Here is a 24,158-nt window from a genome sequence, read left to right as displayed (position 1 = left end):
AAATTCGGGGACAGGAACCCCGTCACGCGACAAGCCCAACGCGCCTGCGAACCTCTTCGTCCCTGAGCGAAACCTCTGCCCCCAGAAACTCGTCCCCGTCCGGGCCGCACAGCCACACAAGCGCCCGGGCGGGCCATTCGGGCGGGATATGCACCGACCAGTCAAGTTGGCTGACCGGGTTGATCCCGCTTTTCCGGATGCTGTCCTGCATATCCGTCGCCACGGTCCCGGGCGACAGGCTGATGGCCCGGATGCCCTCGCCGCGCGCCTCGTGATCCAGCGCGCGGTTCAGCATCCAGGCTCCGGCCTTGCTTGCGCAATACGCGCTCCAGCCTTGCTGGGGGGCGTGGGCCGCGCCCGACCCGACGGTCAGGATCGTCCCACCCCCCTGGGCGAGCATTACCGGAAGGGCGGCACGCATCCCATGAAAGACTCCCTTCAGATTGATGTCGATGGCCTGTCCCCATTCCTCCACATCAGCAGCCGCAATTCCCGCGATGGGTCCGATCACACCGGCATTGTTCACAAGCACGTCGAGCCGCCCGAAACGGTCACACATCCTGGCCACCACGCCCACCATGTCCGCAGCCTGTGCGACATCGCCGGACAGGGCGAGGCCACCGATCTCGGCCGCAAGTTCATCCACCCTAGCTCTGCTCCGGGCCATAACCCCCACCAAGGCGCCCGCCTTTGCGAAAGCACGCGCCGAAGCGGCGCCGATGCCGCGGCTTGCCCCGGTGACGAGAACCACCTTGCCATCAAGATTGACCATCCTATCCTCCTTTGAAGGCGTGCCGGGATCCGATGCCTTATCGCCCTGAACCTCAACAAAGTCACTCAGACGATTTGTGGACCAAAGTTCCCCGTCCATTGCATAATCTGCAGATTTGGACAACGATCCTGAAAACATGAGGGGGAGGCTGGAATGCGCCGATTGGGAGCGACACGGACACTGCTGGCGGCAACGGCACTGAGCCTGGCATGGACAGCAACCGCAACCGCACAGGATTATCCCCACGCCAGCGAACCCATCGGCACCGTCGAGCAGATCTATGACGGGCACCTGACGCCTGACCTGGCGGTCAGTACCTTCCGCAACATCGACCGCCTGTTCCCGGTGCGCACCATCGAAGCGGGTGACACGCCACGCGACCTTCCCCGGGCACCACAGGATCTTGCGGCCATGGTGTCCTTCGACATCGACGGCGTGACCTATGACCTTTACGACTTCTTGGCCCTCGACAACGTGATCGGGCTGATCGTGCTGAAGGACGGCGCGGTCGTTTACGAAACTTATCAGCGCGGCAATACGGCTGATACCCGGTGGATGTCGATGTCGGTCGCCAAGTCCATCACCTCGACGCTGGTCGGCGCGGCGATCAGGGACGGGCATATCGGCAGCCTCAACGACATGGTGGTCGATTATGTGCCCAGCCTGAAGGGCAGCGCCTATGATGGTGTCAGCATCCATGACATCTTGCTGATGGCCTCGGGCGTGCAATGGAACGAGACCTATACCGATCCCGACTCGGACCGCAGGAACCTTCTGCGCGCACAGATCGCGCAGGAACCGGGCGCGGCGATGAAGGTGATGGCGGCTCTGCCACGCGCCGCCGAGCCAGGCACGGTCCACACTTATTCCACAGGAGAGACGCAGGTTCTGGGAGAGATCGTCCGGGGCGCCGTGGGCAAGCCCTTGGCCGACTATCTGTCCGAAAAGATCTGGCAGCCCTATGGGATGGAAGCGGACGCAAACTGGTGGTTGGATTCCCCTGACGGGGTAGAGATCGGGGGCAGCGGCCTGTCGGCCACGTTGCGCGATTTCGCGCGCTTTGGTCAGTTCTTTCTGGAAGGCGGCGTCATTGACGGCACGCCAGTTCTGCCCGACGGATGGACGGAACAGGCCGGCCAGCCGCAAAAGCTGAAGGATGGCAGCGTGATCGAATACGGCCTGATGTGGTGGCCTGGGTGGACCGAACCGTCCATCGCCGACAAGGCGTTTGCGGCGATCGGCATCCAGGGCCAGAACATCTACATCAACCCGGCAAAGAACATCGTCATTGCCACGCATATGTCCCAGCCCAAACCAGTCGGGAAAGAACCAATAGATCCGCTTGTATTCTTTGATGCAGTTGCCGAGGCGTTGAAGTAATGCCAATGGCCTATGGTCCAAACTCATCGTTCGTCAAAGCCAGAGCATGACGGTTGTGAGGACGATGGCGAAGAGGAAGATCTTGGGGGATCTGTCGTAGCGGGTTGCGATCCAGTGCCAGTCCTTGAGCCTGCCAAACATGATCTCGATCCGGTTGCGGCGTTTGTAGCGGCGTTTGACGTAGCGGATGGCCTTGCCACGAGACTTCCGGCCAAGGATGCAGGGGCTTATCCCTTTGTCTTTCAACGCATCCCGGAACCAGTCCCGCGTCATAGCCACCGTCGGCGATCAACCATTCTTCACTCGGCATGCTGCCCAGCACGGCCGCCGCGCCCATGTGGTCGCTGACCTGGCCTGCGGTCATAAAGAAGCGGGTGGGACGGCCGATGGCATCCGTCACTGTCTGCAGCTTGGTGTTCAGTCCGCCCTTGGTGCACCCGATCAGACGTCCGCGTTTGTCGTCGGGTTCCCCATTTTGACCCGCAGATTCGAAGCCGTGCGCTGCGCCTTCAGACACGTCGCGTCGATCATCGCGACCTTTCCCCCGCCGCCGCCGGAGGCCAGCCCCTCCATGATCCGGGCGAAGACCCCCATCCGGCTCCAGCGGATCCAGCGGTTGTAGAGCGTCTTCGGCGGCCCATACTCGGGCGGGCATCGCACCATCGCAAGCCGTTGCGACTGACGAAAATTATGCCGCTTAGAACGGGCCGGTCATCGACCCCAGGTTTGCCACGACTCCTCGGGAAGAACGGCCGCAATCGCTCCATCTGCGCGTCCGCCAGCCACAACAAGTTGCTCATCATAAACCCCGTCAGTCCGCGAGCTTGCGTCATGCGGGCCAACCGCGCCCGAGCAGATCAACTGAACCTGACCCTTCTCCTTACAATGTGCTTAACCTCCAGACCCATCAATTTCCCGTCTTTGGCCTGGTTCAGGCCCCGCAAGGAGACCTGATCGATGAGCAGCTTGTTCTGGCTGGCGGACGCGCAGAGGGCGCGCATTTGCCCCTTCTTTCCCGAAGAGCCATGGTCGTCCGCGCGTCGATGATCTGCGGGTGCCAGGCGGCATGATCTTCATCGATCACAATGGACTATGGTGGTGCGATGCTCCGAAGGAACATGGACCGTCCAAGCGGCAAGCGCTGGAGCCATAACGGAGTCTTCGCCCGGATCATGGTAGGCTTGGCGGGCGAAGGGTCCGGCGCCCAGGACAATCATAATCGATGCGACGCCTCTCAAGGCCCACCGCACGGCATCCTCAAAAGAGGAGGCGCGCTCGCCAGATCGGTCGCACAAAGGTGGCATGGTCGATGGCCACGAAGAAGCAGCGGCGGCGGTCCTTGTCGGCCATCGGGGGCAGGTATTTCACGTCGATGGGAAGGTGTCGGGGTGCGCAGGCCTTGAAGGTGCCCTGCGGGGGCTTCGGCTCTCGGTTCTTCAGCGCCTGCAGATTTCCCACGCCATGGCGCCGCAGGCAGCGGTCAAGACCCGAGCGGGAGGCGTTCGGGTTGAGGAACTTGCGCACCACGGCGAGCAGATCGTCGAGCGACAGCAGAAGCGCCTGCGCACCGCCACCGCAACGGCCTGCCTTGCGCAGGCGTCAGCTTCGTTTGCAACCGTGCGGCGTGTGGATCCGGTCTTGGACGTCGCGCCGCTTGCGCCACGTCCAGACGGTCTGCTCGCAGATCCGTGGCGCTCCGCCGCCAGCCTGGCCGGTTCACTGCTCGCATGGATCGCAACTCGGATCTTCGGTGTCGTGGTGGCCTGCTTTTGCAAAGAGACTAGCATGCTCCTACCCGGTCCGAACCTCGCGCAGCATCGACTTTGGTATAAACAAGGCAGATCGGCGAGGGTCTACGTGATATTCAGGGATGAGACAGTTGGCAGGCCAGGGGCCGGACCCGAAGATTTCCGGATATCGGCGCCTCAGTGCCTCGTCGCGCGGAGAGACATAGGTTTTTCCATCACACCGGCCTTGACGCATTTCGAGATTGGCGGCCGAATCAAGCATGCGTTGCACGCTGCGTAGTCCAGGCCGGGGACGCGCTCTGGGAGACACGGTCTCGAGGGCGTCGATGATCGGTGAGATGGATTTCAGACAGCGCACGGGCCTGTCCTTCCTGTTCGGCAATGCCTACCAGGTCGACCGACAGCACCATCTCAGCCTCATGAGCGTGCAGCGGCTCAATAGTGACTGGGGAAGCAGTGCGGCATTGTTGGTCAGCGAGATCCACGAAACAAACGACACGTTGACTTTGACGCGATAGGAGGGGCAGGTCCAACTCGCTGCCGCGTTATGTTTGAGAAGCGGCAACAACCCCTCCGCCCGCCAGAACAAAGTTCCCCCGCTTGAGACAATCTTTCCCGCACGAGTGCTGTCTGGGGGAAGATCCGAACCGGCTCGCACGAACCACCCGTTTTTGCCGCGGATAAGGGGCGGGACGGCCAGCATATGAGACGAGATGAGCAGAACGGGATCATGAGGCGGGGCTACCGCCTACCATCGCCTGAAGAAGTTCGAGATCGCGATGCTGTGGATCTACGAAGCACATCACCTGCTGCGGGGAGGGGCAGGGCGATACTGCTGGCACTCCAGCGATGTTGAAGGCGTGATCGCTGTCTGTGGTCGCCTTGAACTTGAACCTCACCGCTTTTGCCTCGCGAAGAACTGGGTGGCTTTTTTCCAGGATCTCCCCCTTTCGCAGGGGAAACAATCCCCCAGACTGTTTCGCGGATCCGGCTCAAATCCTTGAGGATGCGGATCCCGCGCCGAAGCCGTTATTCTCCGGGCAAGCTCGCGGTCCTCGGCCGAGACCACATCCGTGTCGCGATGGGCATTCACCCATGTGTTCAAGGTCGACACGCCGACCCCCAGATCATCCGCAATCTGACGTCGCGAAAGCCCGCTCGTCCGTGCAATGCGCACCGCATCCTTGCGAAACTCATGTTCAAGGTCGACACGCCGACCCCCAGATCATCCGCAATCTGACGTCGCGAAAGCCCGCTCGTCCGTGCAATGCGCACCGCATCCTTGCGAAACTCATCCGTCCTGCCTGTGCCCATGGTTCATCTCCTTTGCCGCACATTGGGCTATCAAAGGAGCGCCACCAAACCGCGACAGGTGCAATGAATGGACTGAGACCTTCTGCTCCCAGTGCCTCACCGGCGCACCGCTCGACAGGCCGACCTACTACGTCAGCATCCTCGAATGAATGGCGCTAGCTATCGGCTTGCCAACAGCACTGCCCGAAACCGGCAACCGAAGTCCTGAAGGGACATTGCATCGTTTTGGCCCCAAGGGCCAAAGCGCCATAACACGCGCCAGCTATATGTTAAGCGCGCACCATGGCGCTGGGCACCGCCACCTGGCCTGGTTTTACGCCGCTGCATGGCCGGATATTGCACCGCCGTTGGCAACGTTCCGGGGCCAGAAAGACCACGCTGTCCTTGGCTTTTCAAAGAGAGAAATGGTCGTCTGCTCGTTCGCGGCCAGATCGCCGCAGCGAAGGACGACTCTTGGCTCCCTTCGGGACTTGGCATCGCCTCCTCCAGCAAAGGAACGCCGCGCCAGACCAGGGTCACCAAAATGGCCGCGAGGGTAACAAGCACAAGCCGGGGCACGAAGCCGTCTTTCGGCACGTCGTTTCCTGCGTGCGAATGCGGAAGACACTGTCTTTTCTCATCGGTTCTGCAGCCATTGCCGAACAAGCACACCAAGAAATACCTATACCCAACATGTGTTCCAACCGGACGCTATACGGGCAAATCTGCGGGCCATGCGGCAGCGCCTAACCGCCAACTAAGCTTCTTCACGAAACGTGTCACTCCTACCCGCTGAATTGACTTTTTCGTGAGTCGGGCGCAGGCTTTGTCTCAATGCCAGAATAGCCTTCCTTGCGACTTTTCCATGGATCAGTTCGAGAGGCATTGCCATGCCCGGCCCGGCCCTGCATCACATGATCGTCGATCGGCTGAAGGCGAACATCCAGGCCAACAAGGGCCTCGGCGGTCTCGATCTCGCTGATTATGCGGGCATTCAGGCGCTGCTCGCCGATCCTAGGAACCTGCCTTATCTGTTCATCGGCTGCCACGGACCTGATCCATTCTTCTTCAACACCAAGGATCTGAACCCCACGCTGGGAAAGTTCGTCGAGATTCACAACGACCTGGCCGATTTCCTGCGCGATTTCGAGAAAACGCTGCTCTCGGCAGTGCCGCAGCCGGTTCTTGACGCGCTTGAGGGCTTCGAGGAACTGGCCAACGAGGTGATCGAGGATTCCGCGCTGCTCAGCGAGATCAAGCAGACCTTCGATGACCTGAACCAGCTGCTGACCGGCTTTGGCGCCTTGCTGACCGAGGCGCTCAAGAAATACGTGTCCGACTTCAACCTGTTCGACATCATCTCGCATCCTTACCGCGATGGGGCGGCCGAAGGAGAGTGGTGGTGGTTCGATGCCATGCACTATCGCAAGACCGGCAAGTTCGCCGAGGCCATGCTGGAGGCCACGCGCGATATGTCCTCACCCCATCATCTTTATGCGCTCGGCTATCTGACGCATGTGGCGGCGGACACGGTCGGGCATGCTTATGTCAATCTTTATTGCGGTGGCCCCTATCGCAGCCAGGCGCAACGCCACAAGACGGGCGAGAACTTCCAGGATGTGTTCAACCTCCTGAATGTCACCGGAGCCGACTTCAACTTCTCGAAGCTGCATCACCTCTACAACTTCAACTTTGACGGCGGTCCCGAGCCGGCAGAGGATCCTACGGCGCCATCTGCATTCGCGACCTTCCTTGCCGACACGCTGAACAAGATCTACCAAGAGGATCCCGACGCCGATCCGGATTACGCAAAGACCATTTCCGCCAGCGATGTCGATGACACCTATCGGCTGTGGTATCGCTTCATGAAGGGCTTCACCGAGTCCGGGACACTGCCGCCGCCAGTTGCCTATTCTCTGACTGCGGAACTGCGCGAGGTTTGGGAAAAGACCGTCGATAATCTTGGTGACGTCGGCGACTTTCTTGAGGACGCCGTCGATGAGGCGGGCGATTTCGGGATCCTGTCGATCTTCATCATTCTGGCCGCCCTTATTGCAGCGGCAGTGATGGCGGCAGCGGCAATCGCGGACGGGATCGCGGGGGCGATCGCCACGCTGGGCACGGCCACGATCCGCTATGCCGCCTGCCTGATCTATGAACAGCTTTATAACGCGTTCCAGATGTTCCGGCTGGCCATCGCCCTGAACGGCTTGGCTTTCCCGATGCGCGAACATCTGGCAGATCCGCGCTTTCGCCAGTTCATGACGCCGGCATTCCCCGACTCCACCGGTGTAAACGCCGCCGCCGTTGCCCCGTTCGAGCCACTGTTGCGCTTCACGCCTGACTTCCTCAGCGATCCGGCGTCCACCATCTTCAATCAGGAGCGGCACCTGATCTATCCGCTGACCGATGGCGAGAAGCGGAACGTCGTTCCGGCGCCCGGCAGCTATTTCAACCAGCCCTTCACCCATCCGGCCTTTGGGCGAATCCCGCTGGACCGCGAGCTGATCGACGAACTGGTTTCCCTGGCCCAAAGCCCGAACCGAGAAGAAGCCCAGTTGGTATCGATCCTGGGCGAGCGCACCTTGGGCAATGCCCTGGAGCTTAGCGGGGTGCTTTATGAACGCTGGTTCCGCGGCGGCACCTTGCCCGATTTCAACCTCGACTCCGATCGCGGCTATGGCTTCCTGTGCTGGTCCCAGCCCGGCGAGGCCCCGAACAGTCCAAAGCCGCTGCAAACCAATACCTCGGCGGCCGACCCGACCGAGGTGAAAGTCGAGTTCCTGCCCTGAGGAGAGACGCGATGCCAAGCGACATCTCAGCCGAATTCATTGCCGATCTGCGCAAGCGTCGCGAGGCCTACAATCAGGATGCGTTGGGCCAACTGGCAGAAGCGTTTCGCCGCAAGGAACGCAAGCGGCCTGATGTGTTCCATGACAGTTCGTTCCTGTATATCCGTTCCTTCGACGGAGACATCGGCAACCGGCCCTTCTCGAATGTCGTGTTCTGGCATTCGCCCGACCTGCTGCTCAGCCCCGTCAGCAGCGTCGGCGCCTATACCACGACCCTGCAAGCGGGCGAGAGTTACCTGATCCGGACCGTGCTGCGGAACCGGGGCGATCTCGCGGTTCCGGGTGCCAAGGTCGAACTCTATCTGACCGATCCGACGCTTGGCTTCGACACCCGCTTTTCCACGCGCCTGACCACGCTGGGTCATGTCCCTTCCGCCTGGGTGCCCGCCGGAGGCAGTGCCGCCGCCGATTTCGTCTATACCGTTCCGCCGACCGAATCCGGGCACAAGTGCCTGTTCGCCCGGACCTTCTCCTTCTCGCCGCTGGAGATGCCGGTGGACGACTTTGCGCTGTCGCCGCCGATCGACAGGCACGTGGCGCAGCAGAACCTCAACATTGTCGGCCAGGCGCAGGCTTTTGCCTTCAACCTGATTCACCAGCCGAACGCCCTAATCCGCATCGGCATCCGCCCGCTGCTGGCGGAAGAACTGTCGGCCATTCGCCATCCGGTCATGGCCGATGTGCGTCCCGCAGCCGAGTTTCCGCGACGCGGCTGGGGGCGGCTGACGGCGATGAAGCTGTCTGAGCCGGGCGCCGAGGCCATCCGCATCGAGGAGGATCCCGAGGGCCTGAACCTCGCCGCTGAAGACCCCGCGGGCTTCGACCTCGGTACCCAGCGAGAGCTTGGGCTTGCGGTTCGCAACGCGCTTGCCGAGGTGGACGCAGGCAAGACAAAGATTTCGCAGCATCGCGACCTACTGGCCAAGCACCGCGAGATGACGGCACAAACACGGCGCAGCCGCTTCGAGATGACGGTCCCGGACCTAGGGTTGCGCGAAGGCGAGGCGATTGGGCTGGAACTCACCGCCACCGACCAGAACCTCGACCCGGAACAGCCTTTTGGCGGGGTGCTGATCATTGTGGTGGGTGGTTAGCCGGTGCCCGTCATGCCGCCTCATGGAAGGGGGTATGAAGGCCCATAGACATCGCGGTCCCGCTGCTCGGCTTGGGTAAGCCCATGCTGGAGGGATGCGCTGCGCCGCAGATTATTCATGGCCGTGCGAAACTCGGGGCAAGGGCAGTGCGCAATCCGCTCTTGCCGACGATCTGGCGCAGGTCTTTCGGCACGACCAGAGGCGCGAAGAATCTGCCGTTTCGGTTCTGTAGGTATCGGATTGCGCCAGCCATGCCGGGGTTCCGGCTGCAACGCCAAACCAAAGCCCCTGGGTCGCAATGGCCTTTTCTCACATCAACAGCTTAGCGGAATGAAAGGGTGAGAGGCTGGACAACGACCGGATGATAGACTTTTCAGATAGTTAAAAGGAGGTTTGTAACACTGTGGCATGCCTCGGAATGACCTTGTGACGTAGCGTCATGTCTACATGAACATTTAGTGCCCGACGCCTACTATGGGTCAAGCGTCTGGCGCAATACCCGCACGCGATTTGGAGTGAACCCGTCGTATGTCCGTGACAAAGCAGACTGGTTGCCGGATGCGCGATGATCCTTGATTGGGCGGGATCCTGGCCGATCGCGGCATGAGGAATGGGCGCCTTTCGATCAGTCCCGCGACGGAGGGGTGACTGACGAAAGGGGAAATACATGTTCCGGCTCCGATTTGGGAAACCCAGACCAACCTGTGTTGGTCAGGGTTCCCCTTCTGGAACGAGGCGGACGGGCTTTCCAGGCAGTTCTCTCCGTCTAACGACCGAAGACGGATCGCAGGCTTGTGCGTGACCGGGCCGTCATCTTCGGATCAGTTTGGCCTGACGCTTCACGAATTTCCTCAAGCCACGCTCTTTCATTGATGGTGGTTGGAGGTCCGAAGACCTCGATCAAAGCAACAGCGGCTGTTCGGCCTACCGCCTGCTCAAGAGCAAGCTGCATCAGGTAGGCTGGATCGACCTCCAGTGCGCGGGCCAAACTTGGCACGCGGTCCAGCGGTATCTTCGATGCTCCGGTCTTGAACATGGAGATCAGGTTTGGATTCATGAACCCAGCCTCGTGGGCTATTTCTCTCTGGGTCTTGCGGTGACCAAGAAGTTCGGTCTGGCGTCGCACAAGCATAGCGGCAGGGCTATTTTCGTAAGGGTTAGGCATGATCGTCTCTCTTGTTTCTGGTAAGACGAATCTACCTGGCCATGATCAGCAATGCGCTTGGGAGTAGCTGCCGACATCGAGGGAAGAGCGAAGTCCTAGATAATTACAGTCAGGTCGACGAGGGTGCATCGGGACCCCTGAGCATTCCGAGGATCACATCCTCCACTATGGGAGATGCGGTTCACGCGGCCGCTTGTTTTTAACCAAATTCGCGCGTTATCACGCAACAAAATGAAACGGAATGCCTATCAAACGCAATAAACGTCGCATTTTTGTTGTGTAATTCGCAACACTTTTTGCCTTCATGCGCGAAGATCGTTGCGTTTCGAGCCGTAATTGCATCGCCGTGTCGCGGAAATAATCCGAAATTATCCAACTTTTTCAAAGCGTCATTGATCTTGCGCACCAGAACGCAACACCTGAGCGGAGAATAATCGTCGGTCGGGAGCTAGCCGGCACTCTCGAGATTAAAACGGCGGAGTAGTCGACGATCGAAATCTCGTGCAGTCGATCGTCCGTGATTTACCCGTTCACTATAGCTCACCAGCTTCGTTCGAATGGAAAAGGCTCAAACACTACTGGAAAGCCGCTGTTTGGCATCACGGTGCATGACTGGAAGATGGGCGACGAGAGTTTCGTTCGAAAAAGCCAAGCGAAGACCGACACGACGATACGGCTGTAAGATCAGCTTTGGCGCGCCACACGACTATTGGAGTGTAAGTGAGCAGCCGTGCCACCATCGTAACAGGATGAACTGCTGGAGGGTTCAGGAGGCCAAGGCTGGCCAATGTGCTGGCATGAGGGGTGTGGTTATACTTCCAGTGACTTGATCTCATCTCATGCGACAATCGCTCGGACGCACCACTTCATTCTCGCTTGTGAAGGGTGAAGAACTGATAAAGATTCGGCTTGTAGATAATCTATCAGGTGAAGCAATGAACATGGGCAAGCCACAGTCCCGCGGCAACCAATACTATCTGGATCGTCTTGCGCGGGAACGGCCAGACATCTTCGCCGACCTGCAGAGTGGCAAGATATCGTCGGCCGCAAAAGCGCTGGATCTGGCGGGCATCAAGCCGCAGAGAACACCGCTTCAGCTTCTCGAGTCTGCTTGGAAGAAGGCGTCGGCGGCGGAAAAGGATGCCTTCAAGGCCCAAATAGGATGCTCCGCACCAGGTTCTATAGCAAGGATCACGGCACCGAGCAGCCCGCCGATCCACATTGAGCGGCACCTAACACCGGTGGCGCTCGCCGAGATCAAGCGCATCATGACAGCGCGAGGACTGAAGATGGGTGACGTGATGGCGGAGCTTGGCTTTCCGCGTCTCAATGTGTCGCTTGGGAATGCTCTCTCGCAAGGCTCCCGCATCAAGCAGATCATGATCGACGCGCTTGAACATTGGTTGGCACAGCAGTCCCAACGATAGATAATCTACCAGAACTATCTTTTATGGGGTATCTAAACGATAGTCTGCGTGGACGGCGGTAAAACTCAGGTATGACAATCATTGTTGGACTATACCGATGACGTCTGCTTCTAATCCCCCACTGTCAGGGTCGACCTCAAACGGGCCTGGCTCCATTGTGACTGCCATTGCTTCCGGCAATACAAGATGCGAGGTGCTTCCTGCAGATCTCTGCCTGAGCGATCTTCCCCCTGCGACCGTGCATAGGGAAGGTGCAAGCCACGCCTCTCTTCCCGTCGTGCAGCCTTTGATCAGTGGCGAAGATGCGGCCGCCGACAACAACAAATCTGCATCGCAGACCGGGCACAAAAGCCTTGAAGATAGCCAGCAGACACAGGGAATATTCGGTCCCAGTGTGCCCTGTTGTCCAGTGGCGAATTCTACGACCAACCTTTCTGGGAACAACACACTATCTGTCTTCCCCTTTCCGGTAAGCCGTGTCCCTTCGCAGGAGCACACTTCCAGGACGAGAGAAGCAGACGAAAGCAAGGCAAAGCGGAAAAGAAATCGACGATCGGCATTCCCTCTTCAAGGCCCGGACGCCTCCAGCGCTATCATCAACAAAAGGCCCGCGAACCTTGATGTCCCGCCAGTCGCGTGGCGTCGTCTCGACGAGAGGACCAAATACCAGATTGCGGCCGAAATGTGCCAGGTCGATGGCTGCGGTGTTGCGGTAACTCTCAACCTGGGTGTCGCACGGGAACAAAGCTATATGACCCGGCAGAATAGGACACGGATCAGGCGTTTGTTTCAGAATTCCTTGAATCGGCCTTTGAAAGAGGTCGGCCAAGCCGGGCTCGAATATGCCCTAGTCTTCGAGGTTTTTCCGGAAGGCCGTCTTCATCTGCACGGTGTTTTTCTAGGCACAGGGCTGGATAGCAGCGCCCTCATGGCGATCAAGACCGCCCTTCGTGAAGCTGCAGGAAAGATCAAGGGCAAGGCTGCGGCTCGCCAAGTTCATTTCCAGCGGCTCTACAGTGCCTCTGGATGGGCCACGTATACGTGGAAGGCTTGTAGAACTACCGCGAAGGCGCTGGGCGGGGACCAGTTGATGATCATGTCACGAAGCATGGGACGGCTAGCGCGAGATTTCCATCAAGAGACGCGGGAAAAGCGCCGGGCTGCATGAGCCTGCCGGCATTAAGGCCTAAGGCAGCATCGACCCTGTCTCGACGAACCGCTGATGCCAGCTCAGCGCCTCGTTCAGCAGCGATGGCGACTGCAGGCCATATGAGCCCTGGCAGGCCCGGCGGAAGTAGTCGGCCAGGTGCGGGCGATAGTCGGGATGAGCGCAGTTCTCGATGATGACGGCGGCGCGCTGTTTTGGCGACAGGCCCCGAAGGTCGGCCAAGCCCTGCTCGGTCACGATTACCTGGACGTCCTGGGTGATGTGATCGACGTGGGAGGCCTGCGGCACGATGGCCGAGATGCGCCCGCCCTTGGCCGTGGACGGCGTCATGAAGATCGAGACATAGGCGTTGCGGGCAAAGTCGCCCGAGCCGCCGATGCCGTTCTGGATGCGCGATCCCATGATGTGGGTCGAGTTCACGTTGCCATAGATGTCGGCCTCGATCAGCCCGTTCATGGCAAGGCAGCCAAGGCGTCGGATCAGCTCGGGATGGTTGCTGATTTCCTGGGGGCGCAGGATCATGCGGTCTCGGTAGCGGGTCATGTCTGCATTGACGCGCGCGGCTGCCTCGGGTGAGAGCGAGAAGGAGGTGGCCGAAGCCATCCGCAGCTTGCCTGCGTCCAGCAAGTCCAGCATGCCGTCCTGGATCACCTCGGTGAAGGCGGTCATGTTGTCGAAGGGGCTGTCAACCAGACCCGTCAGCACCGCATTGGCGATGTTGCCCACGCCCGACTGGATCGGCAGCAGCGAGGCGGGCAGGCGGCCCTTGGCAACCTCGTGGCGGAAGAACTCCATCAGGTGCCCGGCAATGGCGTGGGCCGCCTCGTCCGGCGGGGCGAAGGGCAGGTTGCGGTCGGGCGCATCGGTTTCGACGATAGCCACGATTTTCTCGGGGTCGCAGCGCAGCCATGGCTCGCCGATCTTGTCGTCGGGGCGCGTCAGCGGGATCGGCACCCGGTCAGGGGGCAGGTGGGTGCCGTAGTAGATGTCGTGCATCCCCTCCAAGGCCGGGTTCTGCCAGCTGTTGACCTCCAGGATCACCTTCTCGGCCCGATCAAGCCATGTCTTGTTGTTGCCGACCGATGAGGAAGGGATCAACGCCCCGTCCTCGCAGATACCCGTCACCTCGATCACCGCGACATCCAGCGGGCCAAGGAAGCCCTGCCAGGCCATCGGCGCAACCTGGCTCAGGTGCATGTCGAAATACTCCATCTCGCCGCGGTTGATCTTCTCGCGGGCAATGGGGTCCGAGTTGTAGGGCAGGCGGAACTCGATGCCGTCCGCCTTGGCAAGCGCCCCGTCCAGCTCCGGTCCGGTCGAGGCGCCGGTCCAGATGCGGGTTCGGAAGGGGCGGCCCGCCTGGTGCTCTGCTTCGATCTGTGCGGCAAGGGCCATGGGCACTGCCTTTGGGTAACCCGATCCCGTAAAGCCGCTCATGCCGACGGTATCACCCGATGCGATCAGTGCTGCCGCCTCTTCTGCGGTCATGATCTTCGAGCGAAAGTCCTTGGGAGCGATGCGGGTCACAGGTCCGTCCTTCCGAAAAGCTGCGGCCTGCCTTACACCCTGTGGATGGAGAATGTGAAGCTCAAGCGTGGTGAACCTTCAGAGGCGATCCTACGTGGCAGGACCAAATGCGAACAGGATGGGTTCACAGATCAACCAACATGACCGCGCAGGCCCCGCCCGCGCTCACCGAGCACGGCAACTTGTCATGTTATCCTGCATACGTCAGGCAGCTCGACGGGCACCAGTTGTGTAACCGTGCAACCGGTCAGGTATGCTTCGATCCAGGACAGCATTCGTCTGCGACATCAATGTGGCAAGCTGTGCAAGGGCAAGATCGCCAATCGAGTTCCAACCGCTTGTAGGCTGATCAGCCCGGACGAGAGTGTTCTTCATCTCTGTATTCACGGCAATCTCCTCAGCTGGAAAGTCAGACATGAAACGGAAGTAATAGAGGATGTTCCAGAGCCATATTCCGCAAAGATACCTCGTCAACACTGTGTCTGAGACGAACCCTGGGTCTTATAACCTTCCTCATGTTCTTGCTATGTTCTAAATGCGAAATAATCAAGAACAAACGGCGGGTTGGTATGAGAAAGCCATCATACGTCCCGGCAACGCCTGGCCGTTTCTCTGGGAGCTTTTAACAAGGGGGCGATGCCGCTAGAAATTGCACACTTTGTGACGGGACTGGCGCACCAAAATTATCCAAATGCACATCTTGGCGAAACTGGAGAAGGCACTGATATTTTGTAGGAAGGAGGTGCTTTCATGAAGACCCTGTCGATCAGTGGTGGCGGTTTCCAAGCCTTGTATAATGTGATCCTGCTGGAGGAGCTGGAGAAGCTGGCCGGTCCGGTGAAGGACAACTTCGACCTCTTCTGCGGCACATCGGCGGGTGCAGTTGTGGCGGTGGCAGCGGCAAGGGGCATGCCGATGGCAGAACTGCGCGCAGGTTTTGAGAAGCGCGGGGCCGAAGCCTTTCGCCGCCGCAGCATCGCAGGCCCGCGCGACTTGTGGCGGGTATTCGGCCGGTCGCGCTACATGTCCGCGCCGCTGAAGATGCTGGTGGACGAGATTGCCGGTGAAATGACCTTCGCCGAACTGGACGTCCCGCTGGCCGTTACTGCCGTCCGACTACGCGATGGCGCGCCCACCGTCTTCAGCAACCAGAACTCGCCTGAGGTAAGGCTGGGCGACGCGGTAATGGCGAGCGCCGCAGCTCCGACCATGTTTCCTGCAGTCTCCATCAAAGGCGAGCTTCATGCCGATGGAGCTATCGTTGCCAATGCACCGGACCTTCTGGCGCTGGAACTGGCCCTGCGCGCGGGTGCAAACGCGGTGGAGGTGTCCATGTTGTCGCTGGGCTCCATGAACGCCTGCCCACCGCTGGGAGAGCCGGCCGATCCTGACATGGGCGTGCTTGACTGGCTTCGGGGCAACCGCATCTTCCGGACCATGATGGGCGCGCAGGCGGAGGTAACCCGCCGCCTGATGAGCAGCCTACTGGGCGAGCGCTACACCCGGATCGATGCCGATCCCGGCTTTCCGCTGCGGGGAGATGTTGCCCTTGACCGGGCAGACGCAAAGGCCATTGCTGCGGCAAGAATGGCAGCAAGCCTGTCGCTCCCAGAACTTGAGGCTTGGGCGCGATCAGGCATGGGCCCGAGCGTGCGCAAGATTGCTCGAAAAGCGGGTGCAGGACGGCGGTGAAAGAACGGTGCGGATCACGGATTGAGTCATTAGCTGCACGCACTGCAAAGCAATCGCGAATACAATATCTTGTTAGGATCCCTGTAAGGTCGATCCTGCGGTTCGTCCTGACGGATTATCAGTTCGACCGTTCCACACGCCTGACCTGGCTTATCGTGCCCACCAGCACGGCAAGGCTGAACCCGGCACCTATCCCGACGGACTGCAATGGCGGTGTTGACGCCGCTTAGCCACCCTGTGGCATCCAGAAGCTGGGGTTGATGGTGGCATCGTTGGATCAGCCCGTGGATGGTCGCACTGCGGCGGGAGGCTTCGCTGAGCAGCGGATTGAGAGAATAGCGGCCGTCATAGAAGAAGTCGGGATGGATAGTCTCCCGGCGGGAGCTCGCGGATGAACTGAACAGGCGAGAGATCACCTCCGGCCGTGGTCAAGAATGGACCGTGGATCGTTTGAAGCGAGATCATGCGGCGGCTCTGGATCTGATAAAGCTGCGGTCTGATGAACGAGCGAAAGCCGAAGAAGAGCGAGCCGCCGACGAGGCTGAACTGGAAGAGATGCGGAAGCTGCCGATGTTCGGCGCATTCTGACGTAACCCGATGATCATGGGCCAGATGCCGCTCAGAAGCTCCAGAAGCGTCCGTAGGGCCCTGCTTCTGTTAGCAGAAGGGTGCTCTGTAGTCCCGTAGGCTAAGGGCCTTCCAGCAGCGAAAGAATAGGCGCTTGGAGAAGACTGGGCAGGCTCCGGCATAACTGAGTGAAGGTTGGGTGTGCAGGATGAGCGACAAGTGGGCGACGGGTCGCCTCGGCCTTTCCGGAGATTTCCCGGCGAGCAAGCCCGTGGCGTCTCGGCCGAGATCTCCAGCGCTGGAAACATACCGTTGTCCTGCACCAGCCGGCTCGGTTGTAGTGGGGTGGGACCGGAGCCAGGCAGACCCGCTCAGTAGTGCGTCCACCGCAGAGTGCCAAGGTTCCGCTGCACAAAGCCCTGCTTCAGCGAGGCATCAGGAAGACCTCGCGCACGGCGGCGTATTCTCCGGCTTCAAGTGCATAAAGCGCGGCCTGGGCGACCTCGTCGGGCCGGATGGCCTTGGGCTTGGCTTCGTCGAAGAACTCGGTGTCAACCATGCCCGGCGCGATGACGGTGCAGCGTCCACCCCATTCGCGCATCTCCTCAACCAGGTTACCCCCGTAGCCGTGGACGAACCACTTGGAGGCGCCATAGACGGAGCCCTTGATGTGGATCCTGCCCGCAGCCGAGCCGGTCATCAGCAGATGCCCCTGCGTTTCCTTCAAGAAGGGCAGGGCGGCCTTGGCGGTGAACAGCAGGCCGAGAATGTTGATGCTGATCATGTCCTGCCACTCGTCGGCGTTGCCGCCTTCCGTGCCGGCGGCATCAAGGCCCCGTCCGGCATTCGCGAAGGCCGCGTTAACAGCGCCAAAAGCGCTCGCCATCCGCTGCAGCGCCGCCTGCTGGTCGGCAAGCTGCGTGACGTCGCCGGGCAGGGCTAGGGCGTGGTCATCGCCCAGTTCCGCCACCAGCGCGCGAAGCCTGTCCTCGCGCCGCGCAAAGAGCCCAACCCGCCAGCCGCGCGAGACCGCAAGGCGGGCCGTGGCCGCGCCAATGCCGCTGGAAGCGCCGGTGATAAACAGCGTCTTGCCGGTCATTGGTCTTCCTCCGATCGGGGCAGGGCTTGAAGCGCACCGTTCTGCGCACAGCCTTTCAGGCGATCCTAAGCCCGCGCTCCTGTGCAGGCAACGCTTGCTTGCCAGCCCTGTCGGCATGGCCATAGTCTGGGCGGAATTCATCAAGGGACGTGCTTGCCGACGTGAAAGCCCGCAGACGTATCTGGCGACCGGTCGCCTCGGCACACCTGCTGACGGGGCACCGCCGTTCGCGCGGAACGGACCTGGTGCTGGCGACGGTGCTGGCGGCCGTAGCGGGCGCGTCGAATGCTGGCGGCTTCTTCGCGCTTGGTGCCTATACGTCGCACATGACGGGCTATCTGTCGCAGCTTGCGGACAGTCCGGTGATCGGCCAGCTGCGGGTTGCGATGGTCGCGGTCCTTGCCGTTGGTGCGTTTGTGGCGGGCGCAGCTTTCAGCACCGTCCTGATCAACTGGGCCCGGCTGCGTCGCGCGAACAGGCAATATGCGCTGCCGATCGCGGTGCAGGGCGGGTCTCTTGCCTGCTTCGCGGGCGGCGGCGTCTTCACCTCCGAGCCTGGGCGCGTCTTCGCGCTGGCCTGCTTGTGTTTCTTTATGGGAATGCAGAACGCCACCATCACCAAGATCTCGGGCACGCGCATCCGCACCACCCATGCTACCGGCATGATCACCGACATCGGCATCGAGCTGGGGCGCGAGTTCTTCGGGCGCACCTGGATGACACGGCGGGTTGCTGCAGACCGCAAGAAGCTGAGGATCCATCTTCAGCTTGTGGGAGTGTTCGTTGCAGGCGGCATTGTCGGGGCGGTGGGCTTTTCCCGGCTCGGCTTCCCCTTCGCGCTCGTCCTGTCGGGGGTGCTGCTGGCTCTGTCGCTGCCCTCGCTGCTGGGCCGAGGGGTCAGGCGATAAGCGGCGGGGGCAAGCCCAGAGCACCAGCCACTTCAGGGGAGCGGCATCGGCTTGGGATCACAGGGCATCACTTGCAGCCCGGGCACCAAGGCCCGAGCCTTGCTCACTGGCATACCATTAATCTGACCCACGTCTTGTGCCACCGCACAGGCAGCCGTCACGAGCCAGCGGCGCCTCAGGCGAAGGCGCTGCCTCGCCACCCTGGCGCCTGAGGCGGTCGATCGGCCACAGCGGCAGGAAGACCGAGATGACCCGTGCCATCGCACCCCTCCAGTTCCAGATCGAAGCTTTCTCCCGCCCGCGCCCGGATCAGCTCGACGAGCCAGCGGGAACGACCCACACCGGGGACCGGCAGCGGGCTCGAGGGCAAGACCGACACCCGCCAGCGTGTCATCGCCGCGGTAGGTTGGCCGAAGTCATAAGCGCCCTGTTGCCGGCGCCAGCGTCTGAGCGCGATGCCTGTCGTGCCCGAGCCCTTGGCGGCTAGGTGCAGCCTGCGCGGGGCGGTCATCGACAGCCGCGCAACATCTGTCACCACTGCGCCCAAGCCGCCATGGCGCAGGCCTTCCTCCATGCAGGCCAGCACCGTGACACCGTCACCGGCTTCGACATAGATCACCCGGTCTGGACTCAGACCTGCCTGCTCGAGACCGGGCGCAAACAGGTCCGCCTGCGTCACGCACCAGAGCACCTGTCCCGGAAGACGCGCGACAATGCCGGCGGCAAAGCAGGAGGCAGCCGCGCCATCCACCGCACCGTTGCCGCCACCCGCTACCTCGTGGAGGCAGCCCAGGGCCAAGCCGCTACCCGGCAGCCGGCGGTCCAGCTCCGGAACGCCGAAGGGCAGCACTCCGCGAGCCGGTCCACCCTCACCCTCCATGGCTGCGATCTGCTCGCGCAGCGCAGCAAGGGCAGGACTGAAGGTCCGGGCAGGCATGGGAACAGATGGTTCCAGAGAAGCGGTTGCAGACGAACAGATTTGTTCTGGTTTTGTTCCGAATGGGAGAAGTATGTCAACAGGATGCCGCAGAATGATCTGCGGATATCTTCACGACCCTACTGCGCTATGTTGACGGCTGAGCTCCCAGCCACGGCACGGAGGGTCGTCCCATCTGCAACCTTTACAACCTGACGACCAACCAGCAAGCGAACCGCAATGTGGCGCGGGCGATGATGGACAGCCTGGGCAACCTTGAGCCGAGCCTCGATGTCTCTCCCGATCGTGCCGCACCCGTAGTGCGTAACATTTGCGGTGCTGGTTGGATCAAGCTGGCCAGAAGGAGCGCATAGGCATCCGCAAAGGAGACTGCTTCTCGGCTTCGTATTATGCGGCCACCGGCAGCGGCACCGCCTGCGCTGTCAGGACGTCATAGGGTCAAAAGGGCGCCTACATGGCCCGCCAGCCAGGCAGCCGCGACGTTGCCGCGATAGGTCAGAAGCTGGCCGTTGTCGCTATGATCAACGACAAGATGCACGCGGATCAGGGTCATAATCGTTACTCACACAGTCAATAGTGATTACGTGGATATGGTAACATAATACCACAGCATGGAGAAGTAATTTAGGCGCTGTCTTCTACGTGGCTCCACACGCCGGTTTCGGCCGCCAGAAAACGAGCAACAGCGCTCCCCGGATACGAAATTACTAGTGACATGATCGTCAGCTTGTCAGTCGTCTGAGAGCAGCAACAGTTTAGGATCGAGCTGTCAAACTTCTTTGCGCGCTTGTGTGTCGGGCTAGGCTTGGCATTGTTGATCTTATCAATTCTGACAGGTGCGTTTGCTTTAGATAAAAACGGCTTTCCTATCTTGAACAGTTCAAACCTCTCATCTGGGGGTTGGTCCCTTTTTTTTGGGGAGCGCTAATCAGTGTGTTTACTTATAAAGGGAAATAAAAGCACATAGGTGGCAACACTCCTGCAGCGCTGCAAACAAACGGATTGATCAATGCAATTATCATCGATTTCAATTAGAAACTACCGATCCATTAGAGCGTTAGATGTGGATTTTTGTGAAGTTACATCTCTGCTCGGGAGCAATAACGCGGGAAAATCAAGTATATTGCGTGCGCTCCAAATTTTCTTTGAGGCAGCTCCAAAATTAAACGACGACGATTATTATCACCGTAGAGCCGAGGGGATTCGGATCTCTGTAGTATTTAAGAATCTAGTTCCGGCAGAAATTGCGGAGTTCGGGGCAGCCGTAAGCAACGGCGTGCTGAGCGTAACTCGGACCTTCAGACAGGACCTGGGGAGACTCTCACCTCCACTATTCCGTTAATGCACCTGCCTATCCTCCATTTGGAGCGGTAAGAGCAGAGCAAAACAGGACAACAAAGCGTGCTCTCTTTAACAGAGTTGCTGATGAGACTGAGGGCCTGGAGCGCGCGTCCAGTGCGGAGGAAGTCGAGACTTTAATGTCGGCTTGGGAGGCGGCCAATCCAGGTTTACTTGAGCTCGCATCAATCAGAGGGTTTTTTGGCGCGCCGAACGTCGCGAGCGGGAAGCTATCGAAGAAGACGTCGATCCATTATGTTCCGGCAGTTGCAGACGCAGGAGAAGAAACTTTCGGTGCAAAGAAGAGCCCAATTATCAATCTTCTTTCTGAAATTGAACGGCAGGTCTATGAGAACCAGCGCGAAGTCGTTGACTTTATCTCACGAAGCCAAACAGAATTTTCCGATCTAGTAAATCCAGACAGATTTCCACAGCTTGCCAGCATCAGCGAGCGATTAACGTCGACAGTGCAGAGATATTATCGCGACTCAAAGCTAATGGCTGACTGGAAAAGCAAGGACGGACTCAAAGTTTCGTTTCCTTAGCCGTCGCTCCGCATCGAAGATAATGGGTTTGTCAGTGGGCTGGAGAATGTTGGGCATGTGCTCCAGCGAGCGGCTTTATTCTCAGTCATAGAATTTCTTGCCAGCAAGATTGAAAATGATACCGAGGGAGAGGGCTTTGATCGAGCGCAAAGCGACATTGTTCTCCTTGTAAAAGAACCGGAGATATACCAACATTCGAGCAAGCAGCAAGTTATTCATGATGCATTCCATCAGACCTGCAAGGACTTTAGCGCCGAGTCCGGAATTAGGTTCCAAGTAGTATTTTCCACTCATTCTGAGAAGTTTATCGGAATGAACAAGTTTCACTCGGCGCGCATTCTGCGGCGAGCTACAGTTGATGGGGAGGAGCAACATGGCTGCGCTTCGGTTAGTGTTGCGCGTGCCAGCCGCTTCTTTGCTGAAGCGTTAAATCGCGATCCCCTTTCAGACGCTTCTTTTGAATCTAAGATGCATATCTTCAGTCGTGAAATCTGCGAGGGGTTCTTCGCAAGGAAAGTTGTTCTCGTTGAAGGTGTAAGCGACAGAGCTGTATTGGAGGCCGTTTATCGGGCTGTGGGCCGTCATCCTGATGCTGAAGGAATCGCCATTATCTCAGTGGATGGCAAGACGAAGATGGACAAGCCGTTATTTGTGTTTAACAGCCTTGGAATTCCCGCATTTGCGGTTTTTGACTCTGAACAGTCCAAGGCCGATAAAAAGCAGAAGATAAATGCAAATATTATCATCCAGAAGGTTCTAGGGGTGGCGCAGCCAATTGATTTTCCGGACGGATGCTTTGAAAAGTTTGCGTCATTCTCAGAAAATATGGAAACTCATCTGAAGGGGCTGAGCGCTGAGGCGTGGGAACGCGAGGTTCAGATCTATAAGGAGGAATTTGGTTTCGACTCCGATGACATCTGTAAAACACCATGGGTTGCTCAGCAGATCTGTGGAAAGCTGGTTGAGGGCGGGGTAGAACTAGCAAGGTTCCAGCGGATCATCGATAGCGTGGATGCGCTCTGAGCGCTCCTGCTTCTGCTTTGTGCCATTGCGGTAATGGGCGCAGAGGCTTTGAAGGTTCGACAGGCCAGCAGCAAGGCGCGGTTGCCCGGATGCCGTTCCTTGTAGTCATCGTGCGCTTCCTCGGCTCCACAGAAGGCGCAGAAGGGGTGAAGGCGGACGAATCGGTGCGCAGCTTGCGCCAAGCGCTGTTGCATTCACGCTAGGCTGCTGATGGCCGTCTATGGTCGTGCCGGGCCTTGCGCGGGCCGGCGTTCGATCAGGCAGCCGCAAAGCTGATTCGTCGCAACAATGGCTCCACAAGAACACAGGCGCAGCGGGCAGGCAGTTGAGTCATCAAAAAAGGGTAGTTTGGACAAGGATCGTGCAGACGCCCATGATTTTATGTAGGCGGGCATCCGGTGCCACGCTGGCATAGACTCATTTCCGAATGCCTAAGGCAGATCGTAGTCTGGTAGCCGTTCAATTGCGTCAGCCTTTGTTTTGATCGTGATGTCGCCGTAGTTATCTCCCGCAGTCCGAGGTGCGTGGCCTTGGATCGCATCCAGAACACGATCTTGTATCCCTACCTCACGTCCTATGGTCTTGAGCCGGTGTCGCCAGCCATGCGACGGCTGAACACCCTCAGGAACAAGCTTACTCTCTTGCAGCCAATCCCCAAGCCGGTTCGCCATCTTTTTGGCATGGTAGATAGATTTGGCCGGGTCTGTGGCATTGTAAAAGAGCGGACCATCAGAGGCGCTTTTCAGATGATCAATAAAGCCCAGCGCTATGATTTGGCGATGCAGGGGAACGTTCCGCCACTGGCCCGTTTTCGTGCTACCTGCCTCAGGTGTGATTCGTGCAATATGAACGTTGCCTTCCTTCCGGAAATCAGCTTTCCGTAGCTGCGTGATCTCTGCGACACGGGCGCCGGTGAATGCGCAAAGAAGGGGGACCCAGCGCTTGGCAGCTGTTGTCTTGTCTTTGGGCCCTCCAGCACTTTGCCAGCGGGACCAGTCTTGGGCCGATAGGCACGTGATGCTTTCAGCACCTTGATCGCTTCGGGATTTGTATAGCCCTTTTCACGGTTCTGCACCTTTTTCGGAGTCTCGACACGCAAGCCGACAGTCGGATCAGATTGGATGCGATCCTTGCTGTGCGCCCATTTAAACAGGCTGCGAACCGTTGGAAGGTAGACTTTCCTTACAGTTGAAGGACTGAGCTGCGTCACCGCCAGATCGAGCCAGGCACTGATATCCTTCCTTGTCACTCGGTTGGCGTCGTCGTGGCGCAGGTAGTCAAGAAGGCTATCGACGGCCAGCGCCTGACGTCGCCCCTTGTCGGCCATGCGTCCGAGAAGTTGGCGGCCTGCCACGTAGTCGCTCCAGAGACGCTTAATACTGACAGGTGGCGGGGTGTCCACTGGCGGCCGTGCATTGACGATTAAGGAGTGCTGAGACTGGCCAGTAAAATCGCCCTCGTCCCGTTCTGCGACACGCGACAGCGCTTCATATTCCGCCATGCAAAGAGCGCGGGCAATCTGCCGCCATTCGTCGCTACCCGGCTGTGCAGTCAGGTTTCCGGAGAGTCGAAATCGTTCGACCTGTGCTCCGACAAGCTCAGCCAGTCCTGCATCATTCAGGC

The 24,158-nt window shown here is 59.4% G+C and carries 19 protein-coding genes and 5 pseudogenes; 13 read left to right on the top strand and 11 right to left on the bottom strand.

The features are described from left to right. Positions 1-22 precede the first annotated feature (22 nt). Complete coding sequence (locus Q5701_RS09420; RefSeq protein ID WP_306754977.1) at positions 23-772, bottom strand: SDR family oxidoreductase; 750 nt, start codon at positions 770-772, stop codon at positions 23-25. Between the two features lie 153 nt (positions 773-925). On the opposite strand from Q5701_RS09420, the gene Q5701_RS09415 reads away from it, so the two are divergent. Then, entirely contained in the window at positions 926-2,152 is a 1,227-nt protein-coding gene (locus tag Q5701_RS09415; RefSeq protein ID WP_306754976.1) for a serine hydrolase domain-containing protein, read from the top strand. Between the two features lie 33 nt (positions 2,153-2,185). Here Q5701_RS09415 and Q5701_RS09410 read toward each other — a convergent pair. Beyond that, positions 2,186-2,952: pseudogene (locus Q5701_RS09410) on the bottom strand (IS5 family transposase). A gap of 157 nt (positions 2,953-3,109) precedes the next feature. Between Q5701_RS09410 and Q5701_RS09405 the strand changes: the two are divergent. Beyond that, positions 3,110-3,449: pseudogene (locus Q5701_RS09405) on the top strand (transposase); the annotation flags it as partial. Here Q5701_RS09405 and Q5701_RS23080 read toward each other — a convergent pair. Next, positions 3,440-3,939, bottom strand: a pseudogene (locus Q5701_RS23080) (transposase family protein); the annotation flags it as partial. The pseudogenes Q5701_RS09405 and Q5701_RS23080 sit on opposite strands and share 10 nt — an antisense overlap. A 287-nt stretch (positions 3,940-4,226) precedes the next feature. Here Q5701_RS23080 and Q5701_RS09395 point away from each other — a divergent pair. After that, positions 4,227-4,418 (top strand): hypothetical protein, encoded by a 192-nt coding sequence (locus tag Q5701_RS09395; protein WP_306754975.1) that lies wholly within the window; start codon positions 4,227-4,229, stop codon positions 4,416-4,418. Positions 4,419-4,784: 366 nt separating this feature from the next. Here the strand turns inward: Q5701_RS09395 and Q5701_RS09390 are convergent. Both Q5701_RS09390 and Q5701_RS22845 read right to left on the bottom strand, forming a co-directional pair. After that, positions 4,785-5,077, bottom strand: a pseudogene (locus tag Q5701_RS09390) (transposase); the annotation flags it as partial. Positions 5,078-5,100: 23 nt separating this feature from the next. After that, positions 5,101-5,214 (bottom strand): annotated as a pseudogene (locus Q5701_RS22845) (transposase); the annotation flags it as partial. 869 nt (positions 5,215-6,083) lie between these two features. Between Q5701_RS22845 and Q5701_RS09385 the strand changes: the two are divergent. Both Q5701_RS09385 and Q5701_RS09380 read left to right on the top strand, forming a co-directional pair. Next, positions 6,084-7,985, top strand: coding sequence for a zinc dependent phospholipase C family protein (locus tag Q5701_RS09385; RefSeq protein WP_306754974.1), 1,902 nt, complete (start codon positions 6,084-6,086; stop codon positions 7,983-7,985). A gap of 11 nt (positions 7,986-7,996) precedes the next feature. Further along, positions 7,997-9,139 (top strand): hypothetical protein, encoded by a 1,143-nt coding sequence (locus Q5701_RS09380; protein WP_306754973.1) that lies wholly within the window; start codon positions 7,997-7,999, stop codon positions 9,137-9,139. 766 nt (positions 9,140-9,905) lie between these two features. On the opposite strand, the gene Q5701_RS09375 is transcribed toward Q5701_RS09380, so the two are convergent. Then, the gene (locus Q5701_RS09375; protein ID WP_373568634.1) at positions 9,906-10,196 is read right to left on the bottom strand and encodes an XRE family transcriptional regulator; all 291 of its coding nucleotides are present in this window, start codon (positions 10,194-10,196) and stop codon (positions 9,906-9,908) included. 947 nt (positions 10,197-11,143) lie between these two features. Between Q5701_RS09375 and Q5701_RS09370 the strand changes: the two genes are divergently transcribed. After that, on the top strand, positions 11,144-11,731 hold the full coding sequence (locus Q5701_RS09370; RefSeq protein WP_306754971.1) for a hypothetical protein: 588 nt from the start codon (positions 11,144-11,146) through the stop codon (positions 11,729-11,731). Between the two features lie 286 nt (positions 11,732-12,017). Continuing rightward, positions 12,018-12,899, top strand: a complete 882-nt coding sequence (locus tag Q5701_RS09365; protein WP_306754970.1) for a hypothetical protein — start codon at positions 12,018-12,020, stop codon at positions 12,897-12,899. 18 nt (positions 12,900-12,917) lie between these two features. Here the strand turns inward: Q5701_RS09365 and scpC are convergent, their stop codons facing one another. Then, positions 12,918-14,426, bottom strand: coding sequence for a succinyl-CoA:acetate CoA-transferase ScpC (gene scpC / locus Q5701_RS09360; RefSeq protein WP_306754969.1), 1,509 nt, complete (start codon positions 14,424-14,426; stop codon positions 12,918-12,920). A 750-nt stretch (positions 14,427-15,176) separates the two neighbouring features. Between scpC and Q5701_RS09355 the strand changes: the two genes are divergently transcribed. Continuing rightward, entirely contained in the window at positions 15,177-16,118 is a 942-nt protein-coding gene (locus Q5701_RS09355; RefSeq protein WP_306754968.1) for a CBASS cGAMP-activated phospholipase, read from the top strand. A gap of 441 nt (positions 16,119-16,559) precedes the next feature. After that, positions 16,560-16,706: a hypothetical protein gene (locus Q5701_RS09350; RefSeq protein WP_306754967.1), complete on the top strand. Its 147-nt coding sequence runs from the start codon at positions 16,560-16,562 to the stop codon at positions 16,704-16,706. A 403-nt stretch (positions 16,707-17,109) separates the two neighbouring features. Here Q5701_RS09350 and Q5701_RS09345 read toward each other — a convergent pair whose 3' ends face one another. Then, positions 17,110-17,784 (bottom strand): SDR family oxidoreductase, encoded by a 675-nt coding sequence (locus Q5701_RS09345; RefSeq protein WP_306754966.1) that lies wholly within the window; start codon positions 17,782-17,784, stop codon positions 17,110-17,112. A 161-nt stretch (positions 17,785-17,945) separates the two neighbouring features. On the opposite strand from Q5701_RS09345, the gene Q5701_RS09340 reads away from it, so the two are divergent. Continuing rightward, complete coding sequence (locus Q5701_RS09340) at positions 17,946-18,692, top strand: YoaK family protein (RefSeq protein ID WP_306754965.1); 747 nt, start codon at positions 17,946-17,948, stop codon at positions 18,690-18,692. A gap of 175 nt (positions 18,693-18,867) precedes the next feature. Here the strand turns inward: Q5701_RS09340 and Q5701_RS09335 are convergent, their stop codons facing one another. Then, the gene (locus Q5701_RS09335; RefSeq protein ID WP_306754964.1) at positions 18,868-19,629 is read right to left on the bottom strand and encodes an ImuA family protein; all 762 of its coding nucleotides are present in this window, start codon (positions 19,627-19,629) and stop codon (positions 18,868-18,870) included. Between the two features lie 430 nt (positions 19,630-20,059). Further along, positions 20,060-20,182, bottom strand: coding sequence for a hypothetical protein (locus Q5701_RS09330; RefSeq protein WP_306754963.1), 123 nt, complete (start codon positions 20,180-20,182; stop codon positions 20,060-20,062). 456 nt (positions 20,183-20,638) lie between these two features. Between Q5701_RS09330 and Q5701_RS22840 the strand changes: the two genes are divergently transcribed. The 3 genes from Q5701_RS22840 (at position 20,639) to Q5701_RS09320 (ending at position 22,535) form a co-directional block, all read left to right on the top strand. Further along, complete coding sequence (locus tag Q5701_RS22840) at positions 20,639-20,971, top strand: AAA family ATPase (RefSeq protein WP_373568633.1); 333 nt, start codon at positions 20,639-20,641, stop codon at positions 20,969-20,971. A gap of 136 nt (positions 20,972-21,107) precedes the next feature. After that, positions 21,108-21,512 (top strand): hypothetical protein, encoded by a 405-nt coding sequence (locus Q5701_RS09325; RefSeq protein WP_306754962.1) that lies wholly within the window; start codon positions 21,108-21,110, stop codon positions 21,510-21,512. 12 nt (positions 21,513-21,524) lie between these two features. Next, entirely contained in the window at positions 21,525-22,535 is a 1,011-nt protein-coding gene (locus tag Q5701_RS09320; RefSeq protein ID WP_306755383.1) for an ATP-dependent nuclease, read from the top strand. 431 nt (positions 22,536-22,966) lie between these two features. Here Q5701_RS09320 and Q5701_RS22835 read toward each other — a convergent pair whose 3' ends face one another. After that, a complete protein-coding gene (locus Q5701_RS22835) occupies positions 22,967-23,428 on the bottom strand; it encodes a site-specific integrase (protein ID WP_373568653.1) in 462 nt (153 codons plus the stop codon). Positions 23,429-24,158: the final 730 nt, after the last annotated feature.

The organism is Paracoccus actinidiae (assembly GCF_030863885.1).
In the GTDB taxonomy this organism is placed as follows: domain Bacteria; phylum Pseudomonadota; class Alphaproteobacteria; order Rhodobacterales; family Rhodobacteraceae; genus Paracoccus; species Paracoccus everestensis.
This window is presented reverse-complemented; position numbering and strand designations above follow the sequence as displayed.

Excerpts from the sequence above, each read along its gene's own strand:
- Q5701_RS09420 (WP_306754977.1), bottom strand. The coding sequence starts at position 772 with ATGGTCAATCTTGATGGCAAGGTGGTTCTCGTCACCGGGGCAAGCCGC.
- Q5701_RS09415 (WP_306754976.1), top strand. The coding sequence starts at position 926 with ATGCGCCGATTGGGAGCGACACGGACACTGCTGGCGGCAACGGCACTG.
- Q5701_RS09395 (WP_306754975.1), top strand. The coding sequence starts at position 4,227 with ATGATCGGTGAGATGGATTTCAGACAGCGCACGGGCCTGTCCTTCCTG.
- Q5701_RS09385 (WP_306754974.1), top strand. The coding sequence starts at position 6,084 with ATGCCCGGCCCGGCCCTGCATCACATGATCGTCGATCGGCTGAAGGCG.
- Q5701_RS09380 (WP_306754973.1), top strand. The coding sequence starts at position 7,997 with ATGCCAAGCGACATCTCAGCCGAATTCATTGCCGATCTGCGCAAGCGT.
- Q5701_RS09375 (WP_373568634.1), bottom strand. The coding sequence starts at position 10,196 with ATGAATCCAAACCTGATCTCCATGTTCAAGACCGGAGCATCGAAGATA.
- Q5701_RS09370 (WP_306754971.1), top strand. The coding sequence starts at position 11,144 with ATGCGACAATCGCTCGGACGCACCACTTCATTCTCGCTTGTGAAGGGT.
- Q5701_RS09355 (WP_306754968.1), top strand. The coding sequence starts at position 15,177 with ATGAAGACCCTGTCGATCAGTGGTGGCGGTTTCCAAGCCTTGTATAAT.
- Q5701_RS09345 (WP_306754966.1), bottom strand. The coding sequence starts at position 17,784 with ATGACCGGCAAGACGCTGTTTATCACCGGCGCTTCCAGCGGCATTGGC.
- Q5701_RS09335 (WP_306754964.1), bottom strand. The coding sequence starts at position 19,629 with ATGCCTGCCCGGACCTTCAGTCCTGCCCTTGCTGCGCTGCGCGAGCAG.
- Q5701_RS09330 (WP_306754963.1), bottom strand. The coding sequence starts at position 20,182 with ATGACCCTGATCCGCGTGCATCTTGTCGTTGATCATAGCGACAACGGC.
- Q5701_RS22840 (WP_373568633.1), top strand. The coding sequence starts at position 20,639 with ATGCAATTATCATCGATTTCAATTAGAAACTACCGATCCATTAGAGCG.
- Q5701_RS09325 (WP_306754962.1), top strand. The coding sequence starts at position 21,108 with ATGTCGGCTTGGGAGGCGGCCAATCCAGGTTTACTTGAGCTCGCATCA.